Source organism: Devosia naphthalenivorans, from assembly GCF_003056355.1.
Taxonomy (GTDB): Bacteria; Pseudomonadota; Alphaproteobacteria; order Rhizobiales; family Devosiaceae; genus Devosia; species Devosia naphthalenivorans.
The window spans coordinates 38,757-58,911 of sequence record NZ_PYVW01000019.1 but is presented as its reverse complement, the minus strand read 5'-3'; the positions used below and the strand labels follow the sequence as shown (position 1 = coordinate 58,911).

The 20,155-nt window shown below is 59.2% G+C and carries 20 protein-coding genes, 1 tRNA gene and 3 pseudogenes; 14 read left to right on the top strand and 10 right to left on the bottom strand.

All coding sequences use genetic code 11. From position 1 onward, the window contains the following. Positions 1-27: 27 nt before the first annotated feature. From C8264_RS19170 to C8264_RS19150, 5 genes are all read right to left on the bottom strand, one after another. Positions 28-1,014: a substrate-binding domain-containing protein gene (locus C8264_RS19170; RefSeq protein ID WP_245893389.1), complete on the bottom strand. Its 987-nt coding sequence runs from the start codon at positions 1,012-1,014 to the stop codon at positions 28-30. Positions 1,015-1,050: 36 nt separating this feature from the next. Continuing rightward, positions 1,051-1,809 carry a FadR/GntR family transcriptional regulator gene (locus C8264_RS19165; RefSeq protein ID WP_108462595.1) on the bottom strand — a complete coding sequence of 253 codons (759 nt, stop codon included), beginning with the start codon at positions 1,807-1,809 and terminating at the stop codon, positions 1,051-1,053. Between the two features lie 129 nt (positions 1,810-1,938). Further along, on the bottom strand, positions 1,939-2,577 hold the full coding sequence (otnC, locus tag C8264_RS19160; RefSeq protein ID WP_108462594.1) for a 3-oxo-tetronate 4-phosphate decarboxylase: 639 nt from the start codon (positions 2,575-2,577) through the stop codon (positions 1,939-1,941). After that, positions 2,574-3,824, bottom strand: coding sequence for a 3-oxo-tetronate kinase (otnK, locus tag C8264_RS19155; RefSeq protein WP_108462593.1), 1,251 nt, complete (start codon positions 3,822-3,824; stop codon positions 2,574-2,576). The genes otnC and otnK overlap by 4 nt, the downstream gene beginning before the upstream one ends. Positions 3,825-3,845: 21 nt before the next feature. Further along, on the bottom strand, positions 3,846-4,847 hold the full coding sequence (locus C8264_RS19150) for a LacI family DNA-binding transcriptional regulator (RefSeq protein WP_162783774.1): 1,002 nt from the start codon (positions 4,845-4,847) through the stop codon (positions 3,846-3,848). A gap of 76 nt (positions 4,848-4,923) precedes the next feature. On the opposite strand from C8264_RS19150, the gene ltnD reads away from it, so the two are divergent. From ltnD to C8264_RS22790, 4 genes and pseudogenes are all read left to right on the top strand, one after another. Continuing rightward, positions 4,924-5,847 (top strand): L-threonate dehydrogenase, encoded by a 924-nt coding sequence (gene ltnD / locus C8264_RS19145; protein ID WP_162783780.1) that lies wholly within the window; start codon positions 4,924-4,926, stop codon positions 5,845-5,847. Positions 5,848-5,860: 13 nt separating this feature from the next. After that, complete coding sequence (gene otnI, locus C8264_RS19140; RefSeq protein WP_108462590.1) at positions 5,861-6,640, top strand: 2-oxo-tetronate isomerase; 780 nt, start codon at positions 5,861-5,863, stop codon at positions 6,638-6,640. Between the two features lie 526 nt (positions 6,641-7,166). After that, a pseudogene (locus C8264_RS23000) lies at positions 7,167-7,439 on the top strand (phosphotransferase); the annotation flags it as partial. Continuing rightward, complete coding sequence (locus tag C8264_RS22790) at positions 7,417-7,917, top strand: phosphotransferase (protein ID WP_108462589.1); 501 nt, start codon at positions 7,417-7,419, stop codon at positions 7,915-7,917. The pseudogene C8264_RS23000 and the gene C8264_RS22790, both read left to right, overlap by 23 nt. A gap of 492 nt (positions 7,918-8,409) precedes the next feature. Here C8264_RS22790 and C8264_RS22665 read toward each other — a convergent pair. Then, positions 8,410-8,731: pseudogene (locus tag C8264_RS22665) on the bottom strand (carbon-nitrogen hydrolase family protein); the annotation flags it as partial. 503 nt (positions 8,732-9,234) lie between these two features. Here C8264_RS22665 and C8264_RS19120 point away from each other — a divergent pair. Beyond that, positions 9,235-9,996 carry a hypothetical protein gene (locus tag C8264_RS19120; protein WP_108462588.1) on the top strand — a complete coding sequence of 254 codons (762 nt, stop codon included), beginning with the start codon at positions 9,235-9,237 and terminating at the stop codon, positions 9,994-9,996. Between the two features lie 233 nt (positions 9,997-10,229). Beyond that, a complete protein-coding gene (locus C8264_RS19115) occupies positions 10,230-10,805 on the top strand; it encodes a hypothetical protein (protein WP_108462587.1) in 576 nt (191 codons plus the stop codon). Positions 10,806-10,831: 26 nt separating this feature from the next. Here the strand turns inward: C8264_RS19115 and C8264_RS19110 are convergent, their stop codons facing one another. From C8264_RS19110 to C8264_RS22660, 3 genes and pseudogenes are all read right to left on the bottom strand, one after another. Continuing rightward, entirely contained in the window at positions 10,832-12,103 is a 1,272-nt protein-coding gene (locus C8264_RS19110) for a deoxyguanosinetriphosphate triphosphohydrolase family protein (protein ID WP_108462586.1), read from the bottom strand. A 44-nt stretch (positions 12,104-12,147) separates the two neighbouring features. Next, the gene (locus C8264_RS22305) at positions 12,148-12,366 is read right to left on the bottom strand and encodes a hypothetical protein (protein ID WP_162783772.1); all 219 of its coding nucleotides are present in this window, start codon (positions 12,364-12,366) and stop codon (positions 12,148-12,150) included. A 330-nt stretch (positions 12,367-12,696) separates the two neighbouring features. Further along, a pseudogene (locus C8264_RS22660) lies at positions 12,697-12,894 on the bottom strand (carbon-nitrogen hydrolase family protein); the annotation flags it as partial. 435 nt (positions 12,895-13,329) lie between these two features. Here C8264_RS22660 and C8264_RS19100 point away from each other — a divergent pair. After that, positions 13,330-13,938: a hypothetical protein gene (locus C8264_RS19100; protein ID WP_162783771.1), complete on the top strand. Its 609-nt coding sequence runs from the start codon at positions 13,330-13,332 to the stop codon at positions 13,936-13,938. A 160-nt stretch (positions 13,939-14,098) separates the two neighbouring features. Continuing rightward, positions 14,099-15,355, top strand: a complete 1,257-nt coding sequence (locus C8264_RS19095) for a transposase (RefSeq protein WP_108462584.1) — start codon at positions 14,099-14,101, stop codon at positions 15,353-15,355. Between the two features lie 311 nt (positions 15,356-15,666). Here the strand turns inward: C8264_RS19095 and C8264_RS19090 are convergent. Then, a tRNA-Ser gene (locus C8264_RS19090) sits at positions 15,667-15,756 on the bottom strand. Positions 15,757-15,988: 232 nt separating this feature from the next. On the opposite strand from C8264_RS19090, the gene C8264_RS19085 reads away from it, so the two are divergent. The 6 genes from C8264_RS19085 to obgE all read left to right on the top strand — a co-directional run bounded on the left by C8264_RS19085 (position 15,989) and on the right by obgE (position 20,130). Beyond that, entirely contained in the window at positions 15,989-16,759 is a 771-nt protein-coding gene (locus C8264_RS19085; RefSeq protein ID WP_108462583.1) for an MBL fold metallo-hydrolase, read from the top strand. Positions 16,760-16,987: 228 nt separating this feature from the next. Next, positions 16,988-17,536, top strand: a complete 549-nt coding sequence (gene rplU, locus C8264_RS19080) for a 50S ribosomal protein L21 (RefSeq protein ID WP_108462582.1) — start codon at positions 16,988-16,990, stop codon at positions 17,534-17,536. Between the two features lie 11 nt (positions 17,537-17,547). Then, positions 17,548-17,817 (top strand): 50S ribosomal protein L27, encoded by a 270-nt coding sequence (gene rpmA, locus C8264_RS19075; RefSeq protein WP_108462581.1) that lies wholly within the window; start codon positions 17,548-17,550, stop codon positions 17,815-17,817. A 221-nt stretch (positions 17,818-18,038) separates the two neighbouring features. Further along, the gene (locus C8264_RS19070; protein ID WP_108462580.1) at positions 18,039-18,554 is read left to right on the top strand and encodes a GNAT family N-acetyltransferase; all 516 of its coding nucleotides are present in this window, start codon (positions 18,039-18,041) and stop codon (positions 18,552-18,554) included. Beyond that, positions 18,554-19,090, top strand: coding sequence for a GNAT family N-acetyltransferase (locus C8264_RS19065; protein WP_108462579.1), 537 nt, complete (start codon positions 18,554-18,556; stop codon positions 19,088-19,090). The genes C8264_RS19070 and C8264_RS19065 overlap by 1 nt, the downstream gene beginning before the upstream one ends. After that, on the top strand, positions 19,087-20,130 hold the full coding sequence (obgE, locus tag C8264_RS19060) for a GTPase ObgE (RefSeq protein WP_108462578.1): 1,044 nt from the start codon (positions 19,087-19,089) through the stop codon (positions 20,128-20,130). The genes C8264_RS19065 and obgE overlap by 4 nt, the downstream gene beginning before the upstream one ends. Positions 20,131-20,155 lie beyond the last annotated feature (25 nt).

Genomic DNA, 20,155 nt, shown 5'->3' with positions numbered 1-20,155 from the left:
GATCGTTGTCCGATGGCTTGGGTGGATTTATTCGAGCTCGTTGGCGAATACAGTCCGTTCGATTGTCGGAAGCATCTCCTCGATGTTCGACGACGTCACGATCACGATCGGGACCAATATTTCCTTCTCGACCTCTTCACCAGTCAGATGATCTATCAGTGCCTGGCCAGACGTTTCGCCCATCAGGAAAGGTTGTTGCATGCCGGATGCGACAAGTTCACCGGACTGGAGCAGCGGAACAAACTCCGGAATCCCGTCAAAGGCGGCAACCAGCACTTCCCCATCGCGACGGGCTGCCCGGATGGCTCGCAATGCGCCAATGGCCGGTTGGTCAGTCTGGATGAACAAGCCGCGCAAGTCCGGATTGGCCGTCAGCATGTCCTGTGTGAAACGGAAGGTTTCATCAGCCGTATAGGTCTGCATCTGCTGCAGACCCGCATCGCCGGTGATCCCTGCCTCATTCATGGCATCCTTGAAGCCCTTGGTGCGTGCCTGACCATTCAGCCGAGCCTGGGAGATTGACACGATACCGACTTTGCCGGCCTCCCAGCCCTTTTCGGTCATCGCCGCGGCCAGCGCCTCGCCGGTGCCATGGGCACCTTCATAATTGTCCGAGATGATGAAGGAGACGTAGTTGCCGCTGTTAGTGCCGATGTCGGCGATGACGGCCGGAATGCTGGCCTGTTCCGCGAGTTGAAGCACGCTTGGTGCTGTCGAGCTGTCGGTGGGCGAGAGTACGATCCCCGCGACACCGCGGGCTATTGCGTCCTTGGCGTTCTGCAACTGTGTCTGGGCGCTATTGGCCGAGTCGAGCACCTGATAGCCGTAGCCATTTTCCGTGGCGACGGATTCTACCCCCTTCGACAAATACCGCCAGAATGGCAGATCGAGGCCGGGCGTGAGATAGACAATGTCCCCGGATTGGGCTTGAGCAGGCACGATGCCGCCTACAACGAAGCCAATAGTCGTCGCGGCGGTTGCCGCCATTGCGAGAAGTCTGCGTCTGGTCGTCATAGTTCCTCCCTAAACTTATATACGATGCCGGCGGCGTTATGATCTGATGTTGGTGTCAGCCCCCAGCATCCTGCGGGTTGAGGCGTAGATGCGCTCCTCATGCGCGGCGAACGCGGCCATAGCAGCCTCCCGGTCGCGCCTACCTAGCGCGCCCACAATGGCTTGATGATCCGCGAAGCTCTCCTGGATTGCGCCTGGCTGCGACACGGCGCGCCGGCGGTAATCCATCATATAGGTGTATAGGTCAGTGACGATGTCGGCGAGCAGTGGGTTGCCGCACTCTCGGTAGATCGTGACGTGAAACTCACGGTCACAGATAAGAAAGCGGACTGGATCTGCGAGGCAGGACGATTGCGCTTCGAGTGACTTGTGCAGACGGTTCAGGGTGCCGGCGGAAATGCTCGCAGCAGCGTCTCCGACCACCTGCTGTTCGATCAGCAGTCTTGCTCCATGCACGGCATGAACATCGTAGCTGTCAACGTTAAGCCGGTTGGTTATGCCCACATACATGCCAGAGAAGTCGGCGTTCGCGACCCGAGTACGCAAGCCGTGGCTGACGTCCAGGATGCCTCGTGCTGCCAGTGTCTGAATGGCGCCGCGAACGGTCTCTCGACTCACGGACAGAGCAGCCACCAACTCCCGCTCGCTCGGTAGATCGTCACCCTCGGATAGAACGCCTGATGCAATCAAGGCGGCAATCTTGTCGGCGATGACGTCCTTGATCGTCCGGCGCTCAAGCTGTCTGCCCAGACCAGTCGATTTATCTAGCAGTAGCTTATGAGCAGTCCGTGGCACTCTCCCCTCCTGATCCAGTGGACCGACCACCAGACCAGTGTACTTTGCGGGGCAGCGCGCCAGCTGTCAAGCCGTCGTAAGGGGCAGAGCGCCGATCAAAACAGGGTCTTCGTTGCCATGCCGGAATGGCTATTTGCGCAACGCGTCAGCCTGTTGGCTGGTGAGCGGGCGGATATTCTTGCCGTCGAGCATCAGAAACAGCTTGGCCGTTTCCTCGAGTTCCTCGATGGCATATTGCGCCTCGCGCAGTGAGGCGCCGGCAACGACCGGTCCGTGATTGGCCAAAAGTATCGCATGGTGCTTTCTGGCTTCAATCTGCACGGCACGAGCCAACTCAGCATCGCCTGGAGCATAATAGGGGACTAGCGGTAGGCGGCCGACGCGCATCACGTAATAGGCGGTGAGCGGCGGCAGTACGTCGGCCGGCGAGACATCCGCCAGAATGCTGGCCGCGACCGAATGGGTCGAATGCAGATGCACAACCGCATTGTCGGACCTGCGTTCGCAATACATGCAGGAATGTAGAAACGCTTCCTTGGTCGGCTTGTCGCCCGAAAGGTGCATGCCCTTACCGTCCAGCAGCGATAGTCGGGCAGGGTCTAGATCGCCAAGGGAGGCATTAGTTGGCGTCATTAGCATGGAGCCATCTGAGAGGCGCATGCTTATATTGCCGGTGGAGCCGGCGGTCAGGCGCCGGTCGAACAGGGATCGACCGACTGCTACGATCTCGTCTCGACTTTTGGTCTGTTCGGAGACGATCCCACTCATCGAACCAGCTCCCAAGCCTTGAGGAAGAAGTCGTCACTGCCGAAGTTGCCGGATTTGAGCGCCAGCGCTACTGGGCAATCGTCCCCATGCGAGCGCGTCCATGGCACACCGGGATCGATCTCGGGACCGATCTGCAGCGCCGTTATGCCGAGCGCACCGACGACGGCACCCGAGGTCTCGCCGCCGGCAACCAAGAATTTGTTGAAGCCGTTTTCGTGCAGGCGCCCGGCAACTGCTGCAAGGAAGTCCTCCACCAGAGCGCCGGAGGCATCGCGGCCGAGCTTATCCTGCACAGAGGCAATCACGGCGGGATTGGCGCTGGAATAGACCAGCGGCGGATTCCCTTCACGGTGAGACAGCACGAAGGTGACAACGTCTTCTACGGTCATCCGGTGCTCGGCAATGGCAAAAGCGTCCAGTTGGAAGGATGGGGTGCCAGCGGCAATCGCGGCAGCGACCTGGCGCCGTGTGGCCGAAGAGCAGGAGCCAGCCAGGATTACGGCCCCTCCGGACGGCACATGGACGGCTTGGGTGTGCGCAACGGCTGCATGCCGGCCAGTGAAATTAGCCGGGAGGCCAAGCGCCACGCCGGAGCCCCCGGTGATCAGCCTCATTGTTTTCGCAGCGCGACCGATGGCCCTTAGGTCGTCGTCAGTGATGGCGTCGACGATGGCAATGCCACGGAGCTCGGCAAAGGCCTGTTCCAGCTGGCCCACCGACCCGGCCACGACATCCCGGGCAATCAGCGACACTGGAGTACTGGTCTGGCGTTGAAGCACGCGAACCAGATTTGCGTCGTGCATCGGGGTCAGGGGATGATTCTTCATACTGCTGTCGGACAGCAGCAGGTCGCCGACAAACAGATGGCCCTTGAACAGGGTACGTTTGTTGGTTGGAAAGGCGGGGCAGGCAACGGTGCGGGTCTCGCCCAAGAGCTCGAGCAGGGCATCAATTACCGGACCGATATTGCCTTTGTCCGTCGAGTCGAAGGTTGAGCAGTACTTGAAGAATAGCTGCTGCGCGCCGCCAGCAAGCAGAACTTGGGCCCCAGCGACGGATAGCGCGATTGCCTCCGCGGCTGGAATGGTGCGGGACTTCAGAGAGACCACAACGATATCGGCATCGCCAAAGTCGAATTTGGCATCGGGAACGCCGACGACCTGCAGCACACGCATGCCCTCGCGCGAAAAGGTCAGCGACAGGTCCGTTGCGCCGGTCAGGTCGTCCGCAATGGCGCCGATATACATGGCAATCCTCCGGGTTTCAGGTCAGGCGGTCTCGCCTGCGATAATATCGAAGCCAGTGTCGATCACCCGGCCTTCTGGCTCCGGGGTCGAGGATTGCAAAAAGGTCTCTACAGCAATCTGTCCGATCAGGGCACGGTTAGAGCGGATGGTGGAGAGCGGCTGCGGCAGGGCCTGCGCAATATCGAGGCCGTTGAAGCCAAAAATGCCTAACTGATCACGCAGCGTAATGCCAGCAGCAAGGCAGTGATAGACTCCTCCCACTGCCAGATCGTCATTGGCGAAAACGACCACCTCACACTCAGGGTAGTTGGCGAGCAGGGACTGCAAGCCGGCGCGACCTGCCAGAATGGAGCTAGCGCCGTTGCTGAGCTGGATCCGAGGAGGCGCCATGCCAGTCTCTACAAGCCATTCAATCAGGCCTTGGAGGCGTTGGCCGGCGCGGTGATCGCGCTTGATGTCGTGCCCGACAAAACCGAAGCGGCGATAGCCGCGCGCCAGCAGGTGCTTGGCGGTGGCCATACCTGCGGCATAGTGAGAGAGGCCGATGGCAACATCGATCGGGCGACCGCCAACATCCATGATTTCAATGACGCGGATGCCGGCGCGTTCCACCAGGCGCACGGTTTCACGGCTATGCTGCAATCCGGTCAGGATCATCGCCGCGGGCTTCCAAGCCAGGATGGAACGAACCAGGTGTTCCTCGGCTTTGGCGTCGTAATCGGTAACACCGACGACCGGCTGGTAACCGGAGCGGACCAGAGCGGCATTGATGCCGGCCATAACCTCGGGAAACACATTGTTGGAAAGGGAAGGCAGCACGACCCCTACCAGGTTGGAGCTCGAGGAAGCGAGGGTTCCCGCGAGACGGTTCTGCACGTATCCAGTGCGGCGCACGGCTTCGAGCACTCTGTCACGCGTAGCTGCACGGATCGGACCGGACCCACGCAGCACACGGGACACAGTTATCTCGCTGACCTCGGCGAGGCGGGCGACGTCGCGCAGCGTAACGGCATTGCTGCTCAAGACCCAATCCCCATGACAGCGCAAACACTGAAACTTGATAACGAGCTTCGCGCGGCGTATCAAGCTTATGATATCGCTGTCACCAGAGGCTTCTATGTCGCAAAAAATTGCCGTGATTGGCTTAGGCTCAATGGGTATGGGAGCGGCTTTATCCCTGCATCGCGCGCGCTTCGCTGTCGCTGGTTGCGACCTTAGCCCCGATCTGCGGGCCCGGTTTATCGAGGCCGGTGGAAGCGCCTCCGAAAGTGCGATCGAAGCCGCCGCTGGCGCTAGCGGCGTAGTGGTAATGGTGGTTAATGCTGCGCAGACCGAAGCGGTGCTGTTCGGCGAGAACGGTGCGGCGGCCGTTATGGCCAAGGGCGGGGTGATCCTGTCCTGCGCCACCATGTCGCCGGACGATGCCCGGCGCCTCGCTAACCTGGCAGAATCGCAGGGCCTGCTTTATCTAGACGCCCCGATCAGCGGCGGCTCCATCAAGGCGGCAGCCGGAACAATTACGGTAATGGCTTCTGGCTCGCAGGCGGCCTTTGCGGCTGCCCGTCCGGTGCTGTTGGCCATTGCTGAAACGGTGTATGAGCTTGGCGATGCCGCTGGGTTAGGGGCCGCCTACAAGATCGTCAACCAACTGCTGGCGGGCGTGCACATCGCAGCCGCTTGCGAGGCGATGACCTTTGCCAGCAAGCTCGGGTTGGACTTGGACTCAGTTTATAAGGTGATTACCGCCTCGGCAGGCAATAGCTGGATGTTCGAGAACCGGGTGCCGCATATTCTCGACAACGACTATTCGCCCCGCAGTGCAATTGACATCTTCACCAAGGACTTGGGGATCATTGCGGCAATGGGACAGAAGGAAAATTTCCCACTGCCGGTAGCGTCGACGGCCTTGCAGCTTTTCCTCGCCACGGCCGCAGCCGGCATGGGGCGCGATGACGACGCCTCGGTGGCCCGGATGATTGCCCAGGTGACAGGACTCACCTTGCCGCAGCGCAAAACGACCTGATCGGAGCCTTGCCATGCCGCGCTTTGCCGCCAATTTGACCATGATGTTCAACGAAGTGCCTTTTCTCGATCGCTTTGCCGCCGCGGCCAGAGCCGGGTTCGACGCGGTGGAGTTCCTGTTTCCCTATGAGTACCCGATCGAAGTGGTGCAAGATCGGCTGCGACAGGCGGGGCAAAGGGCTGCGCTGTTCAACATGCCCCCGGGAGACTGGGCCGCGGGCGAGCGCGGCATCGCGGTGTTCCCCGAGCGCCAAGCGGAGTTCAGCGCGAACCTAACCGAGGCACTCAGCTATGCCACGGCACTCGGCGTGCCGCGCCTGCACATGATGGCCGGCATCGCACCGTCAGACGATGTTTTTGCCCGCACGCGCTATTTTGCGGCACTGGGCGAAGCGGCTGAGATAGCGGCGGCGCATGGCATCGACGTGCTGCTAGAGCCGCTCAACACGCGCGACATGCCAGGCTATTACCTCAACAGTTTCGACATGGCAGCGGAGATCATTTCCGAAGTAGGACGGCCGAATGTGAAGCTTCAGTTCGACATTTATCACTGTCAGATCTTACATGGCGACGTGACCACAACGTTGCGCAAGTACCTGCCAATCACCGGCCATATCCAGACCGCGTCAGTGCCGCTGCGGCACGAACCTTGTACCGGAGAGCTGGACGATTCTTATTTGTTTAGGATGATCGATGAGCTCGGTTATGCGGGCCACATCGGCTGCGAATATCGTCCCAAGGCCGACACGATGGAGGGATTGCGTTGGTTCCATTCGAAGGGACTTGGGCGTTAAAATGCGGCCGGCCGAATTGGGCGCCGCTCTAACTAAGCCTAAGTGGCAATTCGCAACATGTTCAAACTTTTCGAGCGTGGCGCAGAGGCGCAAGCATCCGAAATGAACGGCATCTACGCGTAAGAGGCGTCTACGCCTACAGCACGTTCCTCTCGTGGGACGCAGGCCACACCACCTTTGACATTGGTCTGTTTGGACCATCGGCGTAGCAGCGGAAATCAATGCTTTTGCCTTCGGTAGTTGGCTAGCGGCACGGCTCACACCCGGTACGATGAGTGCGTCGGGCGCTTCGCCGGGGTTCTGCGCTGGAGATGACCCAAATCGGTTTCGCTGCCTACCTTAGTCATCATATCCCCACCGCAGTTGTGTTCTAGTGTGACCGGTGCTTGTGCCGCATCGCCCGGGCTTGTCGCGGGCCTGTTCATCCTCTCCTCGTGGCAAGTCCACTGCATATCGCGGAGCGCAAGTTGTCTAGAGAGCTGCCTTCAGAAAAGGTCACCTGCGCAATCGCTGAACGTGCCTTCGGCTGGCGGCAGCCACAGCGCGCCGGTTCACAACAGGCACCGCGTTCTTCGTCTATGAGGTAACTTCTGGAGCGGGCCAGGCCGCTGTGCGTATTGGCCTTGCCGAACAAGCTGGCGTTCTTCAGCAAGGATTGTTGTTGTCGGCGCAATTGAAGCCCCTGGGTGTGCCGCTCCCCGCAGTATTGGGCCATGGCGAACACGCAGGCTTTCCATATGTGTTGATGACGCGCCTTCGAGGTACCGATCTTGGCCATGTTCTATATGTCCTGTCGACAGATCAGCTCCGCCATATCGCCAGAGCGGTCGCGGATGCACAGACAGCAACTGCTCGACTCGAGCAGTGGCGCCGGTTTTGGCTATGCGTCAAGGGCCGCCGAGGCCCCCCATGCGAGCTGGACGGATGTAGTTCGGGCTCATGTAGAGCGCTCTCGAGGAAGGATCGTCGTGAACGGGTTGTTTTCCGCAACAGCCGTCGACCAGGTTAGCTCTCTGCTGACCAAATTTACCGCGAGGCTGCATGTAGTGGAGCCCGTACTCTTCCTTCATGACACGACAACCAAGAACGTCATTGTTTCCCCGGAAGGATATCTGTCAGGCATCGTGGATGTGGACGACCTTTGCTACGGCGATGCCCGTTACCCCGCTGCGCTCACCGCTGCCGCCTTGCTCGACAGCGGAGGGCCAAGTGACTATGTCCACGCTTGGTTAGCTCATGCTGAGCAGGCTTGGACGGACTGTTTGAGTTTTATGTAGCCACATTCTTGTTGGACTTCATGTCTGAGCACGGCATGAGGTTCAACGGCAATGAGGTGGCGTCGCTGGTCCAGGATCGAGAGAGACTGGCTCGGCTATTCCAAGAGGCCGTCTCCGGTGCCGAAGCCGAAGCCTAGTGCTGGCAATAAGAGCGTGACGCGGTGCTTTTTCTAATGAGATGCGCAATGGGTCGCAAACCGCCAAGCAGCAATGCGCCCAAGTCCTGCCGCTCAGGCTGCCATTGCGACTTACCGAAAGCTGCCGGTTCGCTGAATAGCCCAATGACGGCTTTGGGGCGGTTTGCGAATGGTCAGCTTTCGGGCCAGATCAGACCCATAGCTGAGTCAGCAGGTTCAAGAACGGCGGACATTAGCGCCGCAATCCTCAAAGCGTTAACCACTTAATCCACTCACTAATGATTTCGTTTCGGACCAGATGCCAACTGTCCTTGTCGCATGCACAGATCACACTGCCCGTTCCAGCTTGGCACTGTAGCATCCGCTCGTCATAGCGGGTCACCAACTCTCCACGATCGAGATGACTTAGAGGCTGTTCTGAGGGCGATGTGGTGGGGTCAGTTGATGAACCGAGCCAAGAACGGTCCAGAGCCGCAGCGTTTGCGCATGTTTGCTGATGGTCTGGAGTCCCTGACGCAAAGCCATCCACACAAACGTGTTCCAGTCGGAGGGCCAATTTCCTGCGGCCCGATGCCCGACATGATCCTCTTGTTGGGTGCACAGGTGGCGCCTTCGGGAAAGTGGATCAGTCGCACACCGGCTCCATGAGCTGCGGTCATGAGACGGCGGATCTCCGTCACCTTCTGCATCAGATCCGGCAATTCCATACCGTGGCGCTTAGCTTCGGCCGCTAGCTAGGTGCGGAACTTCGCAGCGAGCGGCACGCGCACGTCAACGTAAGTGAAACGCGGATCGCTGCTCTTGGGAGCAATGCCCCAATGACCGACCATGCAGGCTATCTGGTCGGGGGTCGTGCCGTCCGCTAGTTCGGCCGCGATCGAGGTGCCGCTGTGCCCTGGGCCTCCTCGGCTTCGGTCCACACCGCTGTGCCATTCACCGTCTTGCCTGTCATCGCAAGCCTGGTGCGTTGCCGCTCTGCCGGCATGGCGCCGCGGGCCCACCAGTTCACCCTCGACCTAAACACACTACGCACCTCGGACTATGCACATCACACGTGCTCTACGGGAAACGGCATTTTGGTCGCTGTCAACTGCGACACTGGGGATGATCACGTGGCCCTCCTGTTGACTACAGCAGCCGCCGAACGACTAACTGGCTGCTGAGGAATCAGGGGTAAAACATGAAGTGGTGGCGTATACGCAGGCTGGCGAATGCTGGCGCCTGGTCGCTCATGCTTGTCGGGGCGGGCATGATAGGCGGCCTACTGCTTTCCACGGCCCTTGTGGGTATCCCTCGCGCAGAGCACCTGCCCATCCTTGGTCCATACTCCATTGAATACCTCGATTTGGCCACACAGCGCAGCATGAGTGATGCTGCTTGGTTCATGGCCTTTGTGGCGATCGTATCCACAATGGTGGGGGCCTTCGGCCTGGTTCTGCTTGCGAGAACCCTGCAGGAAACCAGGAGCGGAGCGCTGGCGGCCCTTCAGGGGGCTCGAGCCAGTGAGATCGCGGTCAGGCCATTTCTATTGGTGGAGTTTGCAAGCGCATCCATCAAGGGTGGAACGCTGAGGATAGACTATAAGGTTAAAAATTCCGGGGTTTCCCCAGCGTACAACGTCGCCTTCAGGGTGACGTTGCTCACCAAAGCTATTGATGGTGACACGGCGCGAGAAGCTTCAAGCACTAAGTCCCGGTCCGACATAGCTGCGGGAGTTGTGAAAGAAGCCTTCGCTGAGTTCGACCCCTATCTTGCAGCCGAGGTATCCGATGACCGGGGGACGTTCGAACTCGAAATCCACATAACGCTCATTTACCAAGACGCTTTCAAAGTTCGGCATGAAGAGACAAGCAAGTACGGCCGATATCTCAGCTACTACGACCTGGGTACGAACGTGCACCTGTATCGGGACGTGGGCGGAATCATCCGTTGGGGTGATTGACCGGGTGTTCGATTCCGTCGCAACGAACTGGTGATTGATCATGGGTGCGGCTCGACCGGTCGGTTGGATTGCACGGACTTGTTGCCGCTTCATTTGCCTCCTGGAATTGGAATGCGGTGTCCGGGCCGATCCTGCCTACTTCTGGCATCGCTGATGCCGATTCATGAAAGCGGGGACTTGCCGGGCATGTCGCTGTCGGCGAGTGTATCGCGAGCAAGATATTGGAAGCGGGCATGCGCTACCTGCCGCACATCGAGAAGGCGATATCCCGCCTCGGGTACATCAAGCCCGAATATGCGCCCGCCTTGGCGATCTTGATGGAAGAGAATGAAGGCCATCATCCCCATAAGATTGGCAGGCTATTTCGCCAAATCGGCATCCAACTGTCTGCGCAGTCAAAACGAGATCTGGGAATTAGGGCTAACGCCGATATGACCGTTGAGGCGATCGATGCTCTTACGGAGAAAGGCCGAACAGCCCCGCTCAAGGGGCTAGAGGCGACCTTACTGGACGCGCAGTTCTCCTACTTCCGAGAGCGGAGTGTTCGGTCGGGATTAACGTCAGGCCGAGACCGTTTCAAAATAGACGGCATGTTTACGCTGGAGTGCGATGGTTGTCGCCGCCTTGATGGAGAGATCGCAACAAGCGCTTTCCTGTCAAAGCTTCCTCCACCTGACTGTCAGAAGGAGGCCTGCGCGATCGGAATACAACTGAACATCGACTTCATACAAGAACTTGTCCACAAAGAGCGGGTGAGGGAAGCGGCTCAGAAGAAGGGGCTGCTGGCGAGAATTTTCAAGCGCGACTGATCACGCCGGTCCTATGTCTATTCACCCTATCGCACTATCGGGTCTAACACGGATCCAGTGCCTACACCCATCAACCGGGAATGTAGCGCAACCGCTTCGGACTCAGACAGGCTAGCGATACAGTCGGCCACGAACCTAGCTGGGCTATTCTCTGCTATCTTTCGCAAATAGCGGAGTCGGTGAGGCAGAAACGCTGGATATTCCTTGCCTGCGTCCAGCTCGTCTTTTAGCGCACCGAACAGATCGGTGACTATCTTTTTCTGCCCGTGCTGTTGAGCGGCAAGGGTCGGGCTGCCAATGATATAGTCTCGAGTGATCTGCTTGAGGATCAGAACTTCATCGACCTTGTCTTGGTCAAACTCTACCGCACGATTGGATGTGAGGTCATCATTGATGCGGATAGCGCCCATGTACTTGCCGATGAGTTGAGAGGTCATGCGGCGCAGCTGTTCGCGTTGCTCACGTGTGCCTTCGTACTGGGTCTCTAAGAGTACGGAGTAGGTGCCCCCAAGGAACTCTTTAAGACGAAGATATGCCGCGGTTAAGCGTTGCCGCTTAGGATCATACTGCCCTACCCCACCACTGGCATGATCAATGATCTTCTGGTCTTCCTGAAAGACGCGCTGCCAAGGTAAGGCGTTGCAGCGGTGGAAATCTTCCAGATCGTGGACCGAGTAGGCCACGTCGTCGGCCCAGTCCATAAGCTCTGCTTCGAGCGTCTTTTCAGTGTGCTGGTGAAACTCGCGAGCAAACTCAAAATCTTTTGTTTCAGCTCGATAGGCGGACCACTTTTTGGAAGCCTTCCCCTCACCTGCCCTAAACCAGGGATACTTAAGGCTTGCGGCCAAGGTTGCCCTAGTAAGGTCAATGCCGTCATGTTCAGGAAACCTGATGGCCAGTTTGGTCACAATTCGGAAGGACTGAGCATTACCTTCGAAGCCATCAGCATCGGATGGCTTCACAAGAGCATCCAGAACAGACTCGCCCACATGCCCGAACGGTGGATGGCCCAAATCGTGCAGCAAACAGGCTGCCTCGACAACTTCCGGGTCTAGGCCTCGGTGCTTAGCTGACTCTGGTTGCTCCTTGAGCAGCTTCTGGGCGAGACGGCGGCCAACTTGTGCCACCTTGATGGTGTGCTGCTGACGAGTATGGAAAACCCCAGCTTCGCCAGCACGCACAATCTGAGTTATTCCAGCTAGTCGATGGAATGCAGATGAGTAGAGAAGCCGATCGCGATCCCGCTCAAACTGCGCCCGCTGCTCATCGCCAATTGGACGTGGGCTTACAGCCGCCAGCTCATGCCGACGGTGCTCACGATCCTCCGGAGACCACGCTGGAATCAGGCTGCGACCATGTCGTTAGATGCGGTAAGGGTCCAGTCTTTGGCCACTACAATTCGGCCGCGCTCTGTAGCGCGTTGAATGGCAAGTTGACTGTCAGGCCGTGGATGGCCAGCCTGCACAAGCGCATCACACAGCGCGCGTGCAGAAATACCAACGCCCATCTTACGCAGTACACCAACCACTTCGTCGTCAGAAGGAACTTCCGAATAAGCCATGATCGATCACCTCAACTGCATTATGACGGACGGCCGTTACGAAACCGCAAACGGACCGGGACAACGTGCGCACCGTACATTGGTTCGTTCGCGCGTTTCGCGCAAGTAGCTTCCCGCTAATTCGCGACCCGTATACCGGGTTATGCATACCGCGCAAGCTTAATCACCAATCGTTGCCGGACGTATATAGGTGCAGTTGAGTATCGGCGACATCACGAATGTGTTTCGCCAAACGCGGGCGCTCCACACCAAGCCGCCTCCAATACCGCAGGACGGGCCGGCGAATTAGCCGTACAGCACTGCTCCAAACAGGCCCTCGCGCCACAGCGTCTCCGCACCGCTCACCTGTAGCGAGGTGAAGTCGCGAGGGTCATTGAACAAGGATGTTTGCGCAACAGCGATGCGCATTGAACGAACCAGGGTTGTATCCGTCGATCGGCGGAGATGCCGTAGCGCTGCCGCGTAAGACTCTCCTGTTTTTGCTGCGCGGGCTCGGACACAGCGCTTGAGGTTGCCATTCTGGTTCATGACAGGGCCTTTCACGTCTCGAACGCAGCTCCCTAGCAACTCGCCCGAGACGATCGGACCAAGATAACGACCCGAGACAGCAGTCCCTTTGCCTCCGTTCAGACCTTGCTGGGGAAGGTCTGAGAGGTTGGGCGCAGGCCACGTCGACAGCGAGGATGTCGGCTCGCTCAGGATTAGTCAATCGGGTGTGCTTCCAAAAGCCTCAGACGGTGTCAGGTCCGCTTTTCGGTAGCTAGCATACAGCCTGAACGGCAAAGATGGGGCGCTTCCCGCCGGTCAGCAACGCGCCCCTTTTCAGCCATTTGAAGCTCTCCTGAGAACTCCTGAAAGCTGCCCGTCACCCGACGCCAGCGAGGTTAGCGCCGAGGCAGCGGGTCCGGCTTCCGGCCGGTGTCCTTTGAGAGCTAAGGTATGATCCCTTCAAAAGGACAGAGCATGAATATTCACCAGGTAAAGACTGACATTGCCAGAGCGCAGCTCGGCGCCGCTACTGACATGTTTCTCCGAGACAGGGATCCAATATCCGTTCACGCCCTGGCATGTGGAGCCTGCGAGCTTCTAGAAGGCGTCGGCCAAGATAGGAATGTCGAGGTGCTCTCAGCGCTTGTGTTGAAGCTCAACCCAGAGATGAAGCTTGGGAAAGTCGTTCGCCTGCGTAACCAGTACTGGAACGCGATGAAGCACTTCTATGAGCAAGATAAAAAGACTGTTCGCGAAGATGCGGAGCTCCTCGCTGACTTCAGTGATGTGCAAAACGATACAGTCATTTGGGAAGGGTGGCATGACTACCAGGCATTAACCGGCACGCTGCCGGTTGAAGCGCAAGTACTGCAGGTCTGGTACTTCGCGATCAACGAGGACAAGCTTGCCCCTGAGGTGGACAAAGGTCCCTATCGACAAGTTTTCCCGAACATTCAGTTTAATCACAGAATTGAGCAAAAGCGGCGCTTGAAGCGAGCTTGCGAGAAGTTCAGCAAAGATCGGCAAATCATGGCAGATCCGAAAACGGAGAACAGGCCTCTGCTAAATCGGCGCATTGGATAGCTATTATCCCGTATCACCCTGTCTATGCAGTCACTTTGCGCCCCATACTGGCCGGGAAGAGAGCTTCGCCGACTTCCTGGAAGCAGACGTGCGAGTTAGGTTGGGCTATGAGCAGGTCCAGCATAGTGCATGCGGTTGGTTTAACCTTCGAGGCTGCCAGATGAACGCTGAAGTGGCTGGGACAGAAGGCTATGGCGAGCATGCGGTTGAGCTTGTCGAGAGCTGGCAGCAATTGTCTTTCACCGATCGACCCAAGCAGGTGCTGCAGCTCTTTCCGCAGCGTCCTTCGCTGATCATCGATATTGGCGCAGGCATAGGGGTGGATGCTGCTGGCCTTGCTGCTCGGGGTCACAAGGTTGCGGCTGTTGAGCCGGTCGCTGCGCTACGCGAGTCAGGTCGGCAACTTCATCCATCCCAGAGTATCGAGTGGGTCACCAACGCGCTGCCCAGTCTTGGAACACTTATGCCTCGCGCGGGAACCTTCGATCTGGTCCTGCTTTCAGCTGTTTGGATGCACCTCGACGAAGGAGAGCGAAGGCGTGGTATGGGGCGGGTTTGCGCGCTCCTGCGCGAAAACGGACGCATCATCATGTCGCTCAGACATGGGCCGGTTCCAGACGGCCGGCGCATGTTCCCGGTGACGCACCTAACGGAGCGATTGGCCTCGTTGCGCGGGCGTTTGGGCGAACTCGAGGAGATTGGCCGACAGCTGCAAGCTGCGCCCGATGAGCAGATCTCGCTTACCGATCCAGACGCGCGGGCCATGGCGACCGGAAGCGATCATCGTGGTGTCGTCGGCTACAATATGCAGGCAGCGGTCGATACCAAGCACCATATTGTCGTCGCCAACGCGGTGACGAACCGAGGCCATGATCGGTCGCACCTGCTGGAGATGGCCAAGGCCGCGCAGACCGAGATCGGTGGCTCAGGGATGATTGCCCTTGCCGATCGTGGATACTATGAGGGCGAACAAATCCGCTCCTGCGCCGAAGCGGGCATCATCCCGATGGTGCCTAAGCCCAATACGTCACCGGCCGTGGCCCGTGGCTTTTGGGGCAAAGCCATGTTCGTCCATGAGCGCGAGACCGACACCTATCGGTGCCCAGCCGGCGAGCAGCTGCAGAAGCGCTTTGCCAGAGTGGAGGGCGGCAAGCTCATCGGAGCCCACTTCAATCAGAAGGCTTGTGGCGCCTGCTCATCGCGTCATCTGTGCACCGCCGGCAAGGAGAAGCGCATCCGACGATGGGAGCATGAGGCAGTGCTCGACCAGATGGAGCGCCGCTTTGACGCGATGCCCGAGGCAATGGCGGTCCGCCGCTGTACGGTCGAGCACGTCCTTGGCACGATAAAAGGGTGGATGGGCGCTACCCACTTCCGAACGCGCGGCCTCGAGAACGTCGCCACCGAAGCCGCCTGACTATCCTGGCATAAAACATCAAGCGCGCCATCGCCGCCGCTGGCGTTGCCTCGACACTCAAGGCGATAACGGGTGAACCGAGCCGACGCCCCCGATACAAACTATCCTGAGCGCCCAGATCAGCGAGTTCTCACACAGCCTCGGCCCCTTTTCTGTCATACCAAAAATCGAAATCATCGGAACTGCCGCAACACTCTGAGCGGTCGCGTTTCTGAAGCGAAGTCAGGGAACTTCCTTGATAGGGCACGCGATAGGGCCTAAAGAAGCCGACCCTTTTAACCCTTTGATTACAGGGCCAATTCCTGGGTCGATGGCGGAGAGAGAGGGATTCGAACCCCCGATAGAGTTGCCCCTATGCCGCATTTCGAGTGCGGTGCATTCAACCACTCTGCCATCTCTCCGCGAGATCGATCGGCTCTCCGTGGAGAGGCCGCTGGTCGACACGGGCGGGCTTATGACATAGCATTTGTTGGCCTGCAACATCTGTTGTGAGGCTTTGGCTGGTTTGGGTCGTGAATGCCGGGATGGCGATTAACACCAGTGCTGCATTAACCGCTCAATTTTCCGTCAGCGCCGATCTGACAGCCGGCGCCATACGTTCAAGGCAAGCTGCACCCCATGGGAGGATTTTGGATGACCAACCGCCGCACTGTAGTAATCGGAATGGCAAGCCTGCCGCTGGCGTCTGTCGCCGCCGCGCAATTTGCCTGGGCTCAGGAGGCCGCTTTGGACGGCGATACGATTTCGACTTCGGGTGGCGATGTCACCATCCACCCCATCGAACACGCCAGCCTCTTGCTCGGCTATGGTGACCAGGTGATCTATGTCGACCCGGTTGGCGGCGCCACGCTCTATGAGGGCCTGCCGGCGCCCACCGCCATCCTGATCACCCATGGCCATGGCGACCATTTCGATGTGCCCACGCTGGAGGCGATTGCCGGTTCGGCCCCGATCCTGACCAGTCAGGAAGTATTCGACAAATTGCCCGAGGCGCTCAAGGCCAATGCTACGGCCATCGCCAATGGCGGCTCGACCGACCTCAATGGCCTGCCCATCGAGGCCACCACGGCCCACAATACCACCGAAGACCGAATGCAGTACCATCCGGTGGGCGTGGGCAATGGCTATCTCATCACCTTTGGCGACAAGGTGATCTATGTGGCGGGCGATACCGAGCCCACGCCCGAAATGCTCAAGCTGACGGGCATTGAAGTAGCCTTCCTGCCGATGAACCTGCCCTATACCATGACGCCCGAGCAGGCGGCGGAGGCCATCAACACCTTCAAGCCAAAAATCGTTTATCCCTACCATTATGGCGAGAGCGATCTGTCGGTGCTGGAGAGCGCGGTTGACGAGGGTGTGGAAGTGCGGCTCCTTGAATGGTACCCTAACGGCCAAGGCTGATCGGGCGCCCGCCTTCTCTTGACTCCGGGCGCTTTTGCCCTGATAAGCACCCTCGGAAATGCGCGCTGGCTGGTCTGGCGCGCTTCCTTTGTTTGAAAACGCTGTTCGAGGCTGCCCGCCGGTTACATTGCCGGCAGCATGCAAGAAGACCGCAGGACTGGGCTTTACCTGCGGCGCCACAGAGCGCGACAAAATGGGACCGGGCGTTTGACGCTCCCGGTTATATGTATGACTTTTGCCGTGATCAAAACCGGTGGCAAGCAGTACAAGGTTGCCGCCAACGACGTTCTGAAGATCGAAAAGCTCGATGCCGAAGCCGGCTCCATCGTGACCTTTGACCAGGTGCTGATGGTTGGCGACGAAGTGGGTGCCCCGCTCGTCGAGGGTGCGCTCGTTGCTGCCGAACTGCTTGAAACCAAAAAGCAGAAGACGGTCATCATCTTCAAGAAGAACCGTCGCCACAATTACCGTCGCCGCAATGGCCATCGCCAGCTGCTCTCGACCGTCCGCATCACCGAAATCCTGACCGGCGGCGCCAAGCCATCCGTCAAGGCCGCCGGCGTTGCGACCTCGAGCGAAAGCGTGAGCGAAGCCGCTCCTGCCAAGAAGGCACCGAAGGCCGCTGCGGCTCCTGCTGCCGAAAAGGCAGAAGCACCGGCCAAGAAGCCAGCCAAGAAGGCTGAGCCCAAGGCTGCCGCAACCGACGACACCGCCGCTGAAAAGCCGGCGAAGAAGGCCCCGGCCAAGAAGGCCGCACCCAAGGCCGACAAGGAATAAGGAGCTAGACCATGGCACACAAAAAAGCAGGCGGTTCATCCCGCAACGGTCGTGATACCGCTGGCCGTCGTCTCGGCGTCAAGAAGTTCGGCGGCGAAACCGTCATCGCCGGCAACATCATCATCCGCCAGCGCGGCACCAAGTGGCACCCCGGCACAGGCGTCGGCCTGGGCAAGGACCACACCATTTTTGCACTCGTGGACGGCAATGTGTCGTTCCGCACCCGCGCCAACAACAAAGTTTTTGTTTCCGTTGACCCGGTAGCAGAGGCCGCCGAATAATCCGGCCGGTGCTCAAGCCCAGCCGGTGACCTGTTCCCCGGCTCGTGTTTGAAACAGAGCGATATTTGAAGGGGAACCGGTTTGCCGGTTTCCCTTTTTTCGTTCTGGAGCTGATCGTAGATGAAACCGACCCTTGCTGCCGCCAACACCATGTCCATGATTTCGGTACGAGCGGCCAGCGGGTCGGCGCCCTGCCATCGCTGTTGGGGAGATGGGGTCAGATGATAGCGATCCATACCGAACGGCTGATCCTGCGCGAAGCGAGCCTCGACGATGCGCCCTGCGTGGCGCTGGGCGTGGGCGAATATGATGTGGCCCGCTTCCTCACCGCGGTGCCCTATCCCTATACGTTGGGCATGGCCATCGACTGGCTGCGGCAGGCCAAGCCCGCCACCCCGGAAAAATCCTTGCTGATGATCGAACTGCCCAAAAGGGGCGTCATCGGCTGCATCTCCCTTCTCGACGAGCTTGGCTTCTGGATTGCCCGCCCGCACTGGAACAAGGGCTATGTAACGGAAGCGGCAACCGCGCTGCTCGATTGGCACTTCAGCAATTGCAGTGCTGACCGGGTGATATCGAGCGCGCACCACAACAACGCAGCCTCCCTCGCCGTGCAGAAAAAGCTCGGCTTCGAGCCGCACGCCCACGAAATGCGCTTCTCCCATCCCCTGCAGCACAATGTGGACCATGTGGTCACGCGCCTGACGCGTGAGCGCTGGCAGGAGCGGGCTCAATAATGAACGTTACGCTCCAGACGCAACGCCTGTTGCTGCGCCCGGCGCAGGTCGGCGATGCCGAGCCGATCGCGCGTTATCTCAACGATTTCGATGTGGCGGGCAATCTTGCGCGCGTGCCTTTCCCTTACCATCTTGGTGATGCCAGGGCCTGGTTGCGGACGCGTCGGCCCAATCTGCCGACTGAGGACACCAATTTCTCCATCGAGTTGCCCGGACACGGCCTTGTCGGTCATGTCGGGTTTCACCTTGGTGGTCAGGGACCGATCATCGGCTATTGGCTGGGCAAGCCCTTTTGGGGCCAGGGTATCATGACTGAGGCCGTAGCGGCGTGCCTCGGATGGTTCTTCGACGCCTCGCCGGCGCCGGTGATCTATTCGGGCGTGTTCCACTTCAATGTGGCCTCGCTCGCCATTCAAACCAAGCTTGGGTTTACCGAAATCGGGCGCTCAACCTTGCTCTGCCTTGCGCGCGGCGCCGAGGTGGAGCATATCGACACACAACTGACGCGTAGCGTCTGGAAGGCCAGAAACACATGAAGTTCCTTGATCAGGCCAAGGTCTATATTCGCTCGGGCGACGGTGGCGGCGGCGCCGTGGCGTTCCTGCGCGAAAAATTCGTCGAGTTCGGCGGCCCCAATGGCGGCAATGGCGGGCGCGGTGGCGATGTCGTGCTGGAATGCGTCGATGGGCTCAATACGCTGATCGATTACCGCTACCAGCAGCACTTCAAGGCCAAGACCGGCACGCACGGCATGGGCAAGAACCGCACTGGCGCCGATGGCGAGGACACCGTTCTGCGCGTTCCTGTCGGCACGCAGGTGTTCGAGGACGACAACGAAACCCTGATTGCTGATATGACCGAGGTCGGCCAGCGCGTCGTGCTGCTTTCGGGTGGCAATGGCGGCTTCGGCAATGCGCACTTCAAGACCAGCTCCAACCAGGCGCCCCGCCATGCCAACCCGGGCCAGGTCGGCACCGAAAAGTGGGTCTGGCTGCGCCTCAAGCTGATCGCCGACGCGGGTCTGGTCGGCCTGCCCAATGCCGGCAAGTCGACTTTCCTTGCGGCCGTTTCCGCCGCCAAGCCAAAGATCGCCGATTATCCCTTCACCACGCTCCACCCCAATCTGGGCGTCGTCTCCATTGGCGAACGCGATTTTGTGCTGGCCGATATTCCGGGACTGATCGAAGGGGCCAGCGAGGGTGCAGGCATCGGTGACCGGTTCCTGGGTCATATCGAGCGTTGCGGTGTGCTTATCCACCTGATCGACGGCACCCAGGACGATATCGAGGCCCCCTACCGCACCATCCGCAATGAGCTTTCAGCCTATGACGAGCGCCTGGGCGAAAAACCGGAGCTCGTGGTGCTCAACAAGGTGGATGCCATTGAACCCGACGACCTCAAGCAAAAGGTCAAGCTGCTCAAGAAGCTGAGCAAGGCCGATGTCTTCCAGGTCTCGGCCGCTACCGGCAAGGGGGTGGACATGGTGCTTTATGCCATCATCGACACGCTCGACGCCGAAAAGGCCGCGCGGCTGGAAGCTGCGCGCCGCAAGGTGGAACCCAATTGGACGCCTTGATGAATTTGGCCTTGATGTCTCAGTC

Excerpts from the sequence above, each read along its gene's own strand:
- C8264_RS22790 (WP_108462589.1), top strand. The coding sequence starts at position 7,417 with ATGTTCTATATGTCCTGTCGACAGATCAGCTCCGCCATATCGCCAGAG.
- C8264_RS19170 (WP_245893389.1), bottom strand. The coding sequence starts at position 1,014 with ATGACGACCAGACGCAGACTTCTCGCAATGGCGGCAACCGCCGCGACG.
- C8264_RS22305 (WP_162783772.1), bottom strand. The coding sequence starts at position 12,366 with ATGGCTTATTCGGAAGTTCCTTCTGACGACGAAGTGGTTGGTGTACTG.
- C8264_RS19065 (WP_108462579.1), top strand. The coding sequence starts at position 18,554 with ATGAACGTTACGCTCCAGACGCAACGCCTGTTGCTGCGCCCGGCGCAG.
- rplU (WP_108462582.1), top strand. The coding sequence starts at position 16,988 with ATGACTTTTGCCGTGATCAAAACCGGTGGCAAGCAGTACAAGGTTGCC.
- C8264_RS19120 (WP_108462588.1), top strand. The coding sequence starts at position 9,235 with ATGAAGTGGTGGCGTATACGCAGGCTGGCGAATGCTGGCGCCTGGTCG.
- otnI (WP_108462590.1), top strand. The coding sequence starts at position 5,861 with ATGCCGCGCTTTGCCGCCAATTTGACCATGATGTTCAACGAAGTGCCT.
- otnC (WP_108462594.1), bottom strand. The coding sequence starts at position 2,577 with ATGAGTGGGATCGTCTCCGAACAGACCAAAAGTCGAGACGAGATCGTA.
- rpmA (WP_108462581.1), top strand. The coding sequence starts at position 17,548 with ATGGCACACAAAAAAGCAGGCGGTTCATCCCGCAACGGTCGTGATACC.
- otnK (WP_108462593.1), bottom strand. The coding sequence starts at position 3,824 with ATGTATATCGGCGCCATTGCGGACGACCTGACCGGCGCAACGGACCTG.
- obgE (WP_108462578.1), top strand. The coding sequence starts at position 19,087 with ATGAAGTTCCTTGATCAGGCCAAGGTCTATATTCGCTCGGGCGACGGT.
- C8264_RS19070 (WP_108462580.1), top strand. The coding sequence starts at position 18,039 with ATGATAGCGATCCATACCGAACGGCTGATCCTGCGCGAAGCGAGCCTC.
- C8264_RS19115 (WP_108462587.1), top strand. The coding sequence starts at position 10,230 with ATGCGCTACCTGCCGCACATCGAGAAGGCGATATCCCGCCTCGGGTAC.
- C8264_RS19085 (WP_108462583.1), top strand. The coding sequence starts at position 15,989 with ATGACCAACCGCCGCACTGTAGTAATCGGAATGGCAAGCCTGCCGCTG.
- C8264_RS19095 (WP_108462584.1), top strand. The coding sequence starts at position 14,099 with ATGAACGCTGAAGTGGCTGGGACAGAAGGCTATGGCGAGCATGCGGTT.
- C8264_RS19100 (WP_162783771.1), top strand. The coding sequence starts at position 13,330 with ATGAATATTCACCAGGTAAAGACTGACATTGCCAGAGCGCAGCTCGGC.